Here is a 13,713-nt window from a genome sequence, read left to right on the forward strand (position 1 = left end):
CCAAATCCTTATTTACTGTCTTTTTTCTTGACCGGGCCATCTACACCAATGACTGACTCGACGCGATTCACACCCAGCGCCGACTCCGTAATACGTGCCAGGTAATCTTTTTCATTTGGCAAATTGCCGCCTTCAAACTTATCGACAATATTGTTCTTGAACGTCACCGTCACCAAACTGACAATTTGCTCGCCCTTGGGCTTTGTCAGACGGAAAGGATAATCCCAGCGATCCTCATGGAACATATCTGTCAGCAACGCGGTACCGAGCAAAAATCTGACTTGTTCACGCGTCATACCAACTTTTAACTGCGACACCATTTCCTGAGACACGAAGTTGCCCTGTTGAATCGTGACGCGATAAGGGGAAATATATCCAAGAAATTTTTTCACGCCAGTCGGCGTGATCACTTGCGTGCCGGAGGTTGACGCATCTGCCGCTGGCTGTGCTGTCGTCTCTGCCAGCAATGGTGCTTTGGATGCGCAAGCGGACAAGCATGCAACCAGCAGACATCCTGCCAAGCGGCCAGCTTTACCCTGAAGAGATTCTGATAACAACAATCGCATAGGTACCTCAGTAATCGAGCAACATGCCCTAAAACCCGATATCATAAAGCAGATAGCACTTTTTTGACTGAAAACATGACAAACAGCACCCAAAACCTGAAAGCAAGCGGCCTGAAAGCGACCTTGCCACGAATGAAAATCCTGGAAATTTTTCAGAGCAGCAAAGTGCGCCACCTGACAGCAGAGGACGTATACAAGATTCTGCTGAACGAAAATATGGATGTTGGTCTGGCAACCGTCTATCGTGTGTTAACACAATTCGAGCAGGCAGGCTTGCTGCATCGCAATCATTTTGAAACTGGTAAGGCTATTTTTGAACTCAACGAAGGCTCACATCACGATCATCTGGTTTGCCTGGACTGTGGGCGAGTAGAAGAATTCTACGATGAGGAAATAGAAAAAAGGCAACAGACTATTGCCAGCGAACGCGGTTTCCGTATTTCCGATCATGCACTGGCTATTTACGGCAACTGCACCAAAATTAACTGCGAACACAAGAACTAAACGACAGTAACGCCTTGTGTCGGTCATTGGCGTAGAAGATACAAGCTACAAGCTTATTCCTGCTTTTACTTGGGTAACTTGGCAACGATACCCGCTACTGTATCCAGAATTTTCTGCGCATTAAACGGTTTCAGAATGAATCCATGAATACCCGCCCGGACTGCCTCGGTCACGGTCTCCTGATCTTTATTGCCGGTCACCAGCAACACTCTGGAATCTGGCACCAGTTCCTTGAGCCGTGGCAGGATTTCCAAGCCGCTGACCTTGGGCATGACGACATCCAATAAAATAATATTGGGCTTCAGCTTGAGCGCCATTTCCAGCCCCGCCCCGCCATCTGTCGCCTCACCTACCACATGATATCCCTCGCTACGCAGCACGACGCGCAGTACTTCTCTGGTGACGTCGTTGTCGTCCACCAGCAGGATAGAAATATTTTGATTGTTGGGATTCATGTTCATTGACTCAAAGCATTAGAGAGTAATTTGGCGGTGATGTCGACAATGGGAATCACCCTTTCGTAAGCCATACGCGTCGGCCCGATCACTCCCAGCGTTCCGACAATTTTGCCATTCACATCATATGGCGCAGTGACAATGCTCATTTCATCCATAGGAACGAGTTGTGATTCACCACCGATAAATATCTGTACCCCTGTTGCCTTACTGGAGACATCCAGCAACTGCATCAGGCTGCTCTTTTGCTCGAACATATCAAACAATTTTCTCAGGGAGTTCATGTTCGACGACAAATCCTGCACATTCAATAAATTACGCTCACCGGAAAACACCACTTCATCGCCGTGTTCTGCCATTGCATCACTGCCCGCCTCCACCGCAACCTGCATAAGGCGCGTCATGTCATTTTGCAACTGACGCAATTCGATATTGATACGCAAACGTGCTTCTTCAAAGCTGACACCACCAAAATTCTGGTTTAAATAATTCGCTGCCTGCGTCAATTGCGAGAGGTTGTAGTCAACGTCCGTCAAGAGCAGACGATTATGTACCTGGCCATTTGGCGCTACCACCACCAGTAGTATCCGCTTCTCGGATAGGCGTAAAAATTCTACCTGCTGAAAAATTGATTCTGTCCTCGGCGTCATGACCACACCGGCAAATTGTGACAACGAAGACAATATCTGCGCTGCATTTGCGATAATTTTCTGCGGTGGTTGTGACAGCAATGCTGGCTGCATGCGCGATTCCAGATCGGTCTCGTCAATATCCTGCACCGTCAGCAGCTCGTCCACAAACACGCGGTAGCCTCTGGGGGTGGGGATGCGGCCAGCCGACGTGTGGGGACTGGCAACAAATCCCATATCTTCAAGATCAGCCATGACATTGCGGATGGTCGCTGGCGAGAGTTCCAGACCAGAGATTTTAGACAGTGCCCGCGAACCTACAGGCTGACCATCAGCGATGTAGCGTTCTACGAGGGCTTTTAACAGAGTTTGGGCGCGAATATCGAGTTGCATGGTTTCATTTTATGCGACCAGAGGCAGCATGAATATAGAAAGAGTTATAACCATTGTGTCAAATCATGCAGATGGCGAAATTCAGCATCCGGTCTGATCTGTTGCAATGCCGGCTGATCAGGTATTTTCCCATGCCGATTCATCCACCCGCCACGCAAACCAGCCTGCTGAGCACCTTGCACGTCAAGCAATAAATCGTCCCCCACATACAGCACCTGCTCAGGCAATAGCTGCAAGGCATCGCATGCCGCATGAAAAATTCGCGGGTCTGGCTTCGCGCAGCCAAAGCTGTGCGCTGCAATCGATACCTGAAAATGCGCGGCCAGACCAATCGCGCCCAGATCGGCAAACCCATTAGAGATGGTTCCCAAAGTCACACGTCCGCCCAAAAGCTCCAGCGCCGGTACCACATCGTCGTACAAAGTCACCTGATTGCGCGCATGCGCGAACACAGCCATTGCCTGATCTGCCTTGGATACGTCTTCGTCGTGCTCCGCCAGCACCTTACTCAGCAAAGCATGGCGCAGCGCCCACAGGTCATATCGAAAACGTGGATTGGTTGCCACCAGATCATCCTTGTGTTGACGCAAGGTCTGCATATCGTATTTTTTTGCCACTGCCGGTGCATGTACCTGCAACCAGTCCTGTAACGCTGCCTCTGCATTCCTGATCACCGGTGCAACCGGCCACAAAGTATCATCCAGATCCAGCAACACTGCTTTAATTGTCATAAATAGCACTCAGTTCATTCATAGGACTTACGCAAAACCGCCCCAGCGGCGTTATGGCGCCTTGCCGTACAAGCACGTACTGCCTTCGTCGCCATGCCTTGCTGGGACAATTTTTCGTAAGTCCTGATTCATTGTGACGCTAATTATGGTCTAATCTGGTGAATCATGTTACATCTCCGTTCCTTATGACAGTTCAGGCAAAAACTATTGCTCTTGTTGGTAAATTTAACGCTGCGGGTATTAACGCCTCTTTGAGTGAACTGGCGAGCTTTCTGGATCAGGCTGGACATCATGTGGTACTGGAATCCGAAACAGCGCAATACATTGATTTACATGGCTTTGTCAGCATGCCAGTCCCTGAAATTGGCAAATATGCTGATGCCGCAATTGTCGTCGGCGGCGATGGCACGATGCTCGGCATTGCCCGCCAGCTGGCTCCTTACAAAGTGCCACTGATCGGTATCAATCAGGGACGTCTGGGTTTCATCACTGACATTCCGCTGGACAGGATGATCCCTGTCATCACAGAAATGCTGGAAGGCAAATACGTATCGGAGCAACGCAGTCTGTTGCAGGCGATCGTGATCCGGGACGGCAACCAGATTTTCAGCGGCACTGCATTCAACGATATTGTGGTGTCACGCGGTGCCGGCTCTGGCATGGTGGAATTGCGTGTCGATGTCGATTCGCACTTTATGTACAACCAGCGCTCGGATGGTCTGATCGTATCCACTCCAACGGGCTCCACCGCCTACTCGCTGTCCGCTGGAGGCCCGCTGCTCCACCCAAGTCTGGGCGGCATTGTCATGGTGCCAATTGCACCACATGCGCTGTCCAATCGTCCGATTGTCTTGCCCGATAGCAGTGAAATCGTGATCGAGATCGTGGCAGGAAGAGATATCAGCGTTAATTTTGATATGCAGTCATTCGCCAGCCTGATGTACGGCGACAGGATCATCGTCAAACGCTCCGCCCATACGGTCACGTTTTTACATCCGCGTGGCTGGAACTATTACGATACCTTGCGCGAAAAATTACACTGGAATGAGTATCCGTCCGTTGAGGGTGCGCTGAACTGATCTCTGTTAACAATATTGCTGCCCAATATATCGCTATCGTTTTGATGTCAAAAAATTGCTGCTCAACACAGATCAGTACCTGGCAGCAATTAGCAGCAACTAAGCAGCACTTACCAGCAATCAGACGACAAACAGATAACCGGCATCATCGCAAGGAATGCACAGCGTACAGCAATCAGCGAATACTCACCATATTCAGCTTCCCTGACACCACCATGTAATCAACGCTGCATATAAACAGGATACGATGAGGGTACGATATCTGCTCTCGGTGGCTCTCGTGGCTGTGATATAAGATACCCGCTAAGATATCGGCTTTGTCTGCGGATTGGTCTGCGCTGGCAAATCCGGCATAAGACTGATTTGCCATTTTCTGAATTTTCACTTTTTATTTCTTTCACTGCTCTATGCTGCGTACGCTTGCCATTCGTGATTTTGTGATTGTTGATACGCTGGAACTGGAGTTTTCTTCAGGATTCAGTGTACTGACCGGAGAAACCGGTGCCGGAAAATCAATCCTGATAGATGCATTAACACTCGCATTGGGGGGGCGCGGTGACGCCAGCATGGTGCGTGAATCCGCCAGTAAAGCCGACATCAGTGCTGAGTTTTCCATTCATGCTACGGTCGGCGAATGGCTCAGGGCGCAAGAGTTTGACGATCCTGACCAGCAACTCATTCTGCGCCGAACCATCGACAATGCCGGGCGTTCAAAAGCCTGGATCAACGGCATTACTGCCACTGCCACCCAACTGCGCGAACTCGGTGATTTGCTGGTTGATATTCACGGACAACACGCACATCAGTCGTTGTTGAAATCGGAAGCGCAACGCAACTTGCTGGACATGCAAGGAGGCTTGCAGGATCAGGCGGCTGAAGTTGCCACACGCCATAAGGTCTGGCGCAATCTGCGCAGGCAGCGTGAAGAGTTTGAAAACAATGCCAAAAGCGTATTACAGGAAAAAGAACGACTGGAATGGCAAGTGGGTGAGCTCGACAAGCTGCAAATCCGCGCTGGCGAATGGGAGGCAATCAGTCAGGAACACAGCCGCCTGGCTCATGCTGCGAGCCTGCTTGATGGAGCACAAGAAGCCGCTGCGCTGATTTCTGAATCCGAACATCCACTGCTGTCCCAGTTGTCCACCGTACAGCAAAAACTACTCAAGCTGCTCGACTATGATGTCGCACTGAAACCCGTGACCGATGCACTCGAATCAGCCTGCATTCATTTGCAAGAGACAACCTATGCAATCAACGATTACCTGAGTCGCACCGAACTGGACCCTGCGCGCTTGCGCGAAGTGGAAAACAGGGTCGATGCTATTCATACTACAGCACGCCGTTTCCATGTCGCGCCAGACAAATTGCATGAAGAATGCGCGTCACTCTCAGAACAACTCAGACAACTGGCCGACGCCACCGATCTGGACGCGCTGAAAAAACAGGAAGACAAAGCACAACAACACTATCTGCTGGCCGCCCATGATCTGAGTGCTGCGCGGGTGAGCGTTGCGCAAACGCTCAGTCTGGCGGTGACCACAGCCATGCAGGATCTGAGCATGAGCGGCGGTAGCTTCGTTGCCAGCCTGACGCCATGCGAACCTGCGGCTTATGGCCTGGAACAAGTCGAATTTCTGGTTGCAGGCCACGCCGGAGTGCAGGCAAGACCTTTGTCCAAAGTCGCTTCTGGTGGCGAACTGGCCCGGATTTCACTCGCCATTTCAGTCATCACCTCCTCTGCAACAGCAACACCGACATTGATTTTTGATGAAGTAGACAGTGGCATCGGCGGCGGTGTGGCTGAAGTGGTGGGGCGATTGTTAAAACGACTGGGACAAGATCGACAAGTCCTGTGCGTCACGCATTTACCACAGGTAGCCAGCCAGGCGAATCAGCATTTTCAGGTCAGCAAATCTCAGCAACAGGGCAAAACCGTCTCCCGCATTGATGCGCTCGACAACAAACAAAGAGTGGAGGAAATTGCCCGCATGCTTGGCGGTATCGAGATCACTGCCACCACGCGCAAACATGCCAGAGAACTGCTGGCGTCATAATGGAGACGTCATCGTCAACGCGACGATACCAAGAAGCACAAACGTAAAAATAGACGTAATAACAAACGCTACAACAACGCAAAAGCAGACGCATACAATGAGCTTCCTCAAAGAACCCGAATTTTCCCACGGCAAAATCAGCAAAACAGCCGTCGTTCTGATCAACCTCGGTACGCCGGATGCGCCAACCAGATCGGCTGTGCGCCGTTATCTGAAACAATTCTTATGGGACAGACGCGTGGTAGAAATTCCACGTGCTATCTGGTGGCTCATCCTCAACGGCATTATTCTGCCGTTTCGCTCAGGACAATCTGCCAAAAAATATGCCTCCATCTGGACCAAAGAAGGCTCGCCACTTAAAGTCCACACCATGAAGCAAGCTGCGCTACTGAAAGGCTATCTGGGGGAGCGTGGGCATGAAGTCCATGTCTGCTATGCCATGCGCTATGGAACGCCTTCCATCCCTTCCGTCTTACAACAACTCAAGGCAGAGGGCTATGAGCGACTGCTGATTTTATCGGCTTATCCACAATACTCGGCAACCACCACGGCATCCAATTTTGATGCGGTATTCAGTCACTTTCAGCAAGTACGCAATATTCCGGAATTGCGGCTGGTCAAAAATTATCATGACCATGACGCGTACATCGAAGCGCTGCAACAATCGGTTGTCCAGCACTGGCTGATCAATGGTCGTCCTGAAAAACTAGTGATGAGTTTTCATGGTTTGCCAAAAGCCTTTTTATTGCGCGGCGATCCTTATCATTGTGAATGCTATAAAACCGCAAGGCTACTGGCCGAAAAACTGGGGCTGAATAAAGACCAGTACATCGTCACATTCCAATCGCGCTTGGGGCGAGCAGAATGGCTGCAGCCTTATACTGCACCAACAGTGGCGCAACTGGCGAAAGATGGCATTCGTCATATTGATGTGATCTGCCCTGGTTTCATCGCCGATTGCCTGGAAACACTGGAAGAAATCGCGATGGAAGTCCGGGAAGAATTTTTACATGCTGGAGGAAAGGAGTTCAACTATATCCCCTGCCTGAACGAGTCACCGACATGGATGCGAGCGATGGCGGAAATTGCAGAGCAACATCTGATCGGCTGGCCGACCATGCTGACAGGCAGCCTGCGCGAGGCACAAAAACAGCAGGCATTGACCAGTAAGACGGAAGCCAAGCGTCTGGGTGCGGAACACTGATATCGTCATTCACTATCTATCACTATGACAACCGCGTTCTTCATCGGCGATATTCAGGGCTGTGCCGATCAGTTACTCACACTGCTTTCTAAGATAGAAAAAACGCCGGGTAATTACCACTATCTTTTCGCTGGCGATCTGGTGAACCGAGGGCCCAAATCACTGGAAACCCTGCGACTGATCAAACAGTTACAGCAGGCTGGTCGTGCAGAAAGCGTACTCGGCAATCATGACCTGCATTTGCTGGCAGTGGCATATGGAATACGTCCGGCACACAAAAGCGATACTCTGGAAGCAATTCTGAATGCGCCAGACAGAGAAGAATTGCTGGATTGGTTACGGCACCGCCCGATGGCGATTTTGCGGGAACAGCATTTATTGATACATGCCGGATTATTCCCCACATGGTCAGCAGCACAGACCATCTCGCTGGCGCAAGAAGTCGAACACATGCTGCGTAGCGATCAATGGCTGACATTTTTGCGTGAGATGTATGGCAACACACCCGCGGCCTGGAGCGATGACTTGCAAGGCAATGCACGCCTGCGCTGCATTGTGAATGCGCTGACACGCATGCGCTTTTGCAGCATTGATGGCACGATGGATTTCGCGATCAAGGATGGTGCCGCTGCCGCACCGGTGGGTTTTTCTGCCTGGTTTGATTTGCCACGACGGAGCGAAGATTGCACTGTCGTCTTTGGCCACTGGTCAACACTGGGTCTGCTGATCAGAAACAATCTGATGGCGATTGATACCGGCTGCATCTGGGGCGGACAACTCACCGCCATCAGTATGCACGAACGCAGGATGGTACAGATTGACTGTCCTCAGCAGCAAAAGCCCGGCTGACCCGACTACCCCAGCGTTTGCTTGCCTTCCTGAATTTTGAATTCTGAAACAACAGACTTGTTTCAGAATTGACTCCAAATTATTTCAAATTACTCAGGATCGCCACCGATCAATCCCAATCAATAAAACAATCAGCAAGTTGAACGTACAGCAGTTTCCAATGAAGATTGGCTCTGGATAAAGCGCATCTCAATCCTGAGGAAGTCCTAGCTGCTGCCTTACCATCTGACGCGTTTTCTGCGCTACATCGCGCCGATGCGCACCGTCTGTCGACACTGAGGGTAAGCGAATTAATTCGGCTGTCATGCGTGGTGCTTTCAGAATAATCCGCATGCTTTCCACGAACGTCATATCACCAATAAAATCCGCAGCCGGATGAAACTGTCCTTGTGCATCAACATAGCGCAAGACGAATGGTTGTACCGGCACCTTGGCCTCAATCGCCGCCTCAAACAGATTGGCATGAAAAGCCTGTATCGTGCCTTGTGGTGCAGTTGTGCCTTCAGGGAAAAAAGCAATCCGCTTACCCGCCTCGATCTGATGTACCAGACCTTCGTAAATACGGCGAACTTCACGCTGCTTGCCCCGTGCCAGAAAAATCGTTCCGGCTTTCTCACATAGCCAGCCAATCAGAGGCCAGCCCCGGATATCGGCTTTCGCTACAAAATGGCATGGATGCAGGGTGTTAATCACAAAGATATCCAACCAGGAAATATGATTCGACACAATCAATGCACGCTCAGCCACCGCGCCTTGACTGGCATCAATGAAGTTCACATCCACGGTGCAAATGGCCAATAATTTGTGTGACCAGCGGCGGATCAGTCGCTCATGTTGCGCCGTTCCCGTCAAAGGAAAAACCAGAGCGCATGTGATCAATCCTGCCATCAGATGGACAAAAACCCGAAAAAAATGCCAAACTATCATACTGACCCCATCAGATACTCCCACCGAGTATCTATCAAAATTGTCATGTGTCGCAATGAAATAAAGCACTGAACAGGTACATATACCGATACTCCCTGTTTTATTCTATTTCTTTTGAAATTGCCGTCAGTGCATCAGCGTAGGTACTTAATACACATGACCGCTCACGGAGATCGAGTCTGGTGAGCGGTCGTGGTACGGCAATACTAGGCTCTGTGTAATGCCTCAAAAGCAAGGTGTCCGGACACAATCGTGGCCTTCACCATGCCGGGCAATTCATAGCCGAGGAAAGGTGTATGTTTGCCCTGACTGACCAACGCACTGGCTTCTACTTTCCAGTGTGCTGCTGCATCAAACAAACAAAGGTCTGCGGCACCACCGACTTCAAGACGACCCGCATCGATGCCAGCAACGCTGGCGGCATGATGGCTGATTTTAGTCAGTGCTTGTTGCAGACTGATCTCGCCACGGCTGTCCGCTGCCCATTTTAAAGTCAGCGACAACAGTAATTCCAGTCCGGTAGCACCGGGAGAGGCTTCTGCGAACGGCAGTAATTTTTCATCATCATCGACTGGCGTATGATCTGAGCAGATGGCATCAATCGTACCGTCCTGCAATGCAGTTTTAATGGCATCACGGTCACGCTGGCTGCGTAGCGGCGGATCGAAACGGGCGTTCGAATCGAAGAAACCGATATCGGCATCAGTCATATGGACATGATGAACGCCGACGTCGCAGGTCAGCGGCAAGCCTTCCAGCTTGGCTTTACGCACCAACTCAATTCCGGCAGCCGAAGAGATGCGGCACAAATGCACTCTGGCGCCTGTGGCACGCATGAGTTCAAACAGGGTATGCAACGCAATCGTTTCTGCCATCACTGGCACACCGGACAAGCCCAGACGCGATGCCAGAGGCCCGCTGTGCGCTACCCCTCCCTTGCCGATATAAGCATCTTGCGGTCGCAGCCAAACTGTATAACCAAACGTGGCGGCATACTGCAATGCGCGTTGCAAAGTATTAGTATCCTTCACTGGCTCTTCTGCCTGTGAAAAGCCGATACAGCCAGCATCTGTCAATGCCGCCATTTCCGTTAATGATTTTCCCTGCAAGCCCACCGTCAGAGCTCCCAGTGGATATACATGTGCTTTGTTCTGGGTACGGGCACGTTGTTTCAGCATCTCCACCAGACCGGATTCGTCCAGCACTGGATCAGTATCCGGCGGACACACCAGACTGGTAACGCCGCCACGCATCGCTGCCTGCAACTCGGACTCCAGCGTTGCCTTGTATTCAAAGCCTGGCTCGCGCAGACGTGCACTCAGATCCACCAGTCCTGGCGCTACGATCAGACCGGTGGCATCCAGCACTTTGTTTGCGCTGAAATCCGCTGGCGGAGTACCAAATGCGAGGATTTTTCCGGCAGCAATAAATACATCCTGCACTTTATCCATGCCGCTGGCGGGGTCGATCACGCGACCATTTTTAATCTGTATTTTCATCTTGTCTTCCTCAAGCCTCGCTGCCACTGTTGCCAGCAACAATACTCATCACGGCCATGCGCACCGCAATCCCGAACGTCACCTGCGGCAAAATCACCGCCTGCGGGCCGTCCGCCACGGCAGAGTCAATTTCCACACCACGGTTCATCGGCCCCGGATGCATGACGATTGCGTCAGGATGCGCCAGCGCCAGTCGCTCTGGTGTCAAACCATAGCTTTTGAAATATTCCTGCGCCGATGGCAGCAGCGCACCGCTCATGCGTTCGTTCTGCAAGCGCAACATGATGATCACGTCAACACCCTTCAGCCCTTCATTCATGTCAGTGAACACACGCACACCCATCTGCTCCAGCCCGCCCGGCAACAGCGTATGCGGCCCGATCACGCGCACTTCCGGCACGCCCAGCGTAGTCAATGCATGGATGTCGGAGCGTGCAACACGGCTGTGCAACACGTCGCCAACAATCGCTACCGTTAAATTAGTGAAGTCTTTTTTGTAGTGGCGGATGGTGTACATGTCCAGCAAACCCTGGGTCGGATGTGCATGGCGACCATCACCAGCATTAACGACATGCACATGATGCTGTTTGGTGTCGTTCAAATGTTTGGCAATCAGGAAAGGCGCGCCGGAAGTCGCGTGGCGCACCACGAACATATCGGCATGCATGGCGGCCAGATTGTCAATCGTATCGAGTAGCGATTCACCTTTACTGGTGCTGGACGCTGCGATGTTCAGGTTGATCACGTCCGCCGACAGGCGTTTGGAGGCGATTTCGAACGTGGTGCGGGTACGGGTAGAGTTTTCAAAAAACAGATTGAACACGCTCTTACCGCGCAACAGTGGCACTTTTTTTACTTCACGGTCGCTGATACTGACAAACGAAGAAGCAGTATCGAGAATATGGTTCACGATAGATTTCGGCAAGCCATCAATCGTCAGCAAATGCTGAAGCTCTCCGTGTTTATTGAGTTGTGGATTATGCATGGTCAATAGAAAAACTGAGTGTGCCATCTTCTGCACGTTGCAGATTGACAGAGACAGCGGGTTCAAAAGAGGCAATATGAGCAACGAAATCCGCGGCCACCGGCAACTCCCGGCCACCACGATCTACCAGCGCCGCCAGCATGATGCGAGCCGGACGACCATAATCAAATAATTCATTGATCGCGGCGCGGGTTGTACGACCGGTTTTCAAGACATCATCGACCAGGATAATCTGAGCGCCATCCACTTCAAACGGGATATGCGTTGGTTTGACATCGGCATGCAATCCCTTGGCGGCATAATCATCGCGATGAAATGAAACGTCGATCAGACCAGCTTTATTTTTCAGCCCCAGATCATTCACCAAACGCTCGGCAATCCAGGCACCGCCGGAATAAATACCAATGATGGCTAATTTGTCATTATTGAAGACATGGGGCTTAATTTGGTTCAGAAGCTGCTGATACAAAGCTTCGGCATTGAGAGAAGAAGTGACTGTACTCATAGGGACTCGTCAAAATATTGTTGCAGGATCAGTGCGGCAGAGTCATCGTCGATGTATTCACCGCGTCGGGCATTCAACACAGCGGACGAATAACGTTCATCCACCAGCACGGTACGGACATTGAAACGGCCTTGTAACTGGTTGGCAAAACGCTGACAGCGTTGCGTCATCTCGTGGGGAATACCATCGGGATGCATCGGTAAGCCGACAACACATAACACCGGCTGCCAGTTGCGTATCAACGCCGCGACTTCGGCAAATTTACCGTCGTTCGTCGCAGCATGAATAATGTTCAGAGGTTCTGCTTGTCGTAATACGGTATTACCAACTGCGACACCAATGCGCTTTAAACCAAAATCGAAGGCGAGTACCGATCCCTCAGGAAGCGCATCTGCCTGAACAGTCATCAGGCGTGCCCCGCTTCGGCCGCCAGCATCAGGGGATCGATACCAAGCAGCTTGATTGCCGCATTAAAACGCGCTTCCAGCGGCAGATCAAATAAAATCGACTCATCAGCGGCGACTGTCAGCCAGCCATTTGCCAGAATTTCTTTTTCCAGCTGCCCGGCACCCCAGCCGGCGTAACCAACGCTGATCAGAACCCGTTCCGGTCCATCACCCGCGGCAACAGCCTCCAGCACATCGCGCGATGTGGTAAATGCAATGTTGTCTGTAACTTTGAGTGAAGACGTATATTGCCCCGCCGGTGCATGCAGAACAAAACCGCGATCGTCCTGCACCGGGCCGCCAAACAGCACCAGATGTTTGCCCATAGGATGAGAGTCAGGAATATTTTCCAGTTTCAGCTCGATACGATCGAACAATCCGGATACGGTCATGTCGGTAGGACGGTTGATGACGACGCCCATTGCGCCACGTGGACTATGCTCACAGAGGTAGATCACCGTTCCGCCAAAGACAGGATCTTGCATGGACGGCATTGCAATCAGGAAATGATGTGTCAGATTTAACTCTGAGGATGCATCATTTGATTCACTGTCTGCTGGCTTCATATCGGAAATAAGATTTGCCGACGCCGATACATCGTCATGCAAATTTGAGTGGAGGGATTTTGTTTGCTTCGCCATGCCGACATTTTAGCATTTTTAGCGTGCTTTTTCGATGTGTGCTAAGGTGCTGCGCTTGTGCTGTACTCGTATGACGTTCGCTGCGCGCCAGCTTTATACGCGAGCAATGCCTGCTGATTGCTGAGCGCTGTGCATACATTGCACGTACGCTGCGATTGTTGCTATGGTTGCCAGTGCTGCGGTTGCTACGATGATTGCGGAGATAGTCACGCGTCGTCGTTCTGCGGTCATGTAATCGCCTCCTAT

At 51.2% G+C, this 13,713-nt stretch carries 16 protein-coding genes; 5 read left to right on the forward strand and 11 right to left on the reverse strand.

Going from position 1 to position 13,713, the window contains the following annotated elements; translation table 11 throughout:
* Positions 1-8: 8 nt before the first annotated feature.
* Positions 9-566, reverse strand: a complete 558-nt coding sequence (locus ACO0LB_RS04775) for an outer membrane protein assembly factor BamE (RefSeq protein ID WP_423047017.1) — start codon at positions 564-566, stop codon at positions 9-11.
* A gap of 75 nt (positions 567-641) precedes the next feature.
* On the opposite strand from ACO0LB_RS04775, the gene fur reads away from it, so the two are divergent.
* Positions 642-1,070, forward strand: a complete 429-nt coding sequence (gene fur, locus ACO0LB_RS04780; RefSeq protein ID WP_423047019.1) for a ferric iron uptake transcriptional regulator — start codon at positions 642-644, stop codon at positions 1,068-1,070.
* Between the two features lie 65 nt (positions 1,071-1,135).
* On the opposite strand, the gene ACO0LB_RS04785 is transcribed toward fur, so the two are convergent.
* Genes ACO0LB_RS04785 through ACO0LB_RS04795 form a run of 3 tightly spaced genes read right to left on the reverse strand, consistent with a single transcriptional unit; the run spans position 1,136 to position 3,278 of the window.
* On the reverse strand, positions 1,136-1,525 hold the full coding sequence (locus tag ACO0LB_RS04785) for a response regulator (RefSeq protein ID WP_423047021.1): 390 nt from the start codon (positions 1,523-1,525) through the stop codon (positions 1,136-1,138).
* Positions 1,526-1,527: 2 nt separating this feature from the next.
* Positions 1,528-2,547, reverse strand: a complete 1,020-nt coding sequence (gene hrcA / locus ACO0LB_RS04790; protein ID WP_423047023.1) for a heat-inducible transcriptional repressor HrcA — start codon at positions 2,545-2,547, stop codon at positions 1,528-1,530.
* Positions 2,548-2,591: 44 nt separating this feature from the next.
* The gene (locus tag ACO0LB_RS04795; RefSeq protein WP_423047025.1) at positions 2,592-3,278 is read right to left on the reverse strand and encodes an HAD family hydrolase; all 687 of its coding nucleotides are present in this window, start codon (positions 3,276-3,278) and stop codon (positions 2,592-2,594) included.
* A gap of 185 nt (positions 3,279-3,463) precedes the next feature.
* Here ACO0LB_RS04795 and ACO0LB_RS04800 point away from each other — a divergent pair, with 185 nt between their 5' ends.
* The 4 genes from ACO0LB_RS04800 (at position 3,464) to ACO0LB_RS04815 (ending at position 8,464) form a co-directional block, all read left to right on the forward strand.
* The gene (locus ACO0LB_RS04800) at positions 3,464-4,357 is read left to right on the forward strand and encodes an NAD kinase (RefSeq protein WP_423047027.1); all 894 of its coding nucleotides are present in this window, start codon (positions 3,464-3,466) and stop codon (positions 4,355-4,357) included.
* Positions 4,358-4,764: 407 nt separating this feature from the next.
* Positions 4,765-6,411, forward strand: a complete 1,647-nt coding sequence (gene recN, locus ACO0LB_RS04805) for a DNA repair protein RecN (protein WP_423047029.1) — start codon at positions 4,765-4,767, stop codon at positions 6,409-6,411.
* Between the two features lie 97 nt (positions 6,412-6,508).
* Complete coding sequence (gene hemH / locus ACO0LB_RS04810; RefSeq protein ID WP_423047031.1) at positions 6,509-7,615, forward strand: ferrochelatase; 1,107 nt, start codon at positions 6,509-6,511, stop codon at positions 7,613-7,615.
* Between the two features lie 24 nt (positions 7,616-7,639).
* Entirely contained in the window at positions 7,640-8,464 is an 825-nt protein-coding gene (locus tag ACO0LB_RS04815) for a symmetrical bis(5'-nucleosyl)-tetraphosphatase (protein WP_423047033.1), read from the forward strand.
* Positions 8,465-8,653: 189 nt separating this feature from the next.
* Here ACO0LB_RS04815 and ACO0LB_RS04820 read toward each other — a convergent pair whose 3' ends face one another.
* From ACO0LB_RS04820 to ACO0LB_RS04850, 7 genes are all read right to left on the reverse strand, one after another.
* Entirely contained in the window at positions 8,654-9,352 is a 699-nt protein-coding gene (locus tag ACO0LB_RS04820) for a lysophospholipid acyltransferase family protein (RefSeq protein ID WP_423047035.1), read from the reverse strand.
* Between the two features lie 245 nt (positions 9,353-9,597).
* On the reverse strand, positions 9,598-10,890 hold the full coding sequence (locus ACO0LB_RS04825) for a dihydroorotase (RefSeq protein WP_423047037.1): 1,293 nt from the start codon (positions 10,888-10,890) through the stop codon (positions 9,598-9,600).
* Positions 10,891-10,900: 10 nt separating this feature from the next.
* On the reverse strand, positions 10,901-11,875 hold the full coding sequence (locus ACO0LB_RS04830) for an aspartate carbamoyltransferase catalytic subunit (RefSeq protein ID WP_423047194.1): 975 nt from the start codon (positions 11,873-11,875) through the stop codon (positions 10,901-10,903).
* A complete protein-coding gene (pyrR, locus tag ACO0LB_RS04835; protein ID WP_423047039.1) occupies positions 11,868-12,380 on the reverse strand; it encodes a bifunctional pyr operon transcriptional regulator/uracil phosphoribosyltransferase PyrR in 513 nt (170 codons plus the stop codon). The genes ACO0LB_RS04830 and pyrR overlap by 8 nt, the downstream gene beginning before the upstream one ends.
* Entirely contained in the window at positions 12,377-12,787 is a 411-nt protein-coding gene (gene ruvX, locus ACO0LB_RS04840; RefSeq protein WP_423047041.1) for a Holliday junction resolvase RuvX, read from the reverse strand. Before ruvX ends, pyrR begins: the two co-directional genes overlap by 4 nt.
* Positions 12,787-13,392 (reverse strand): YqgE/AlgH family protein, encoded by a 606-nt coding sequence (locus ACO0LB_RS04845; protein ID WP_423047043.1) that lies wholly within the window; start codon positions 13,390-13,392, stop codon positions 12,787-12,789. The genes ruvX and ACO0LB_RS04845 overlap by 1 nt, the downstream gene beginning before the upstream one ends.
* Positions 13,393-13,560: 168 nt before the next feature.
* On the reverse strand, positions 13,561-13,698 hold the full coding sequence (locus tag ACO0LB_RS04850; protein ID WP_423047044.1) for a hypothetical protein: 138 nt from the start codon (positions 13,696-13,698) through the stop codon (positions 13,561-13,563).
* Positions 13,699-13,713: the final 15 nt, after the last annotated feature.

Origin of the sequence: Undibacterium sp. SXout7W, from assembly GCF_049339385.1 — a bacterium.
Lineage (GTDB): Bacteria > Pseudomonadota > Gammaproteobacteria > Burkholderiales > Burkholderiaceae_D > Undibacterium.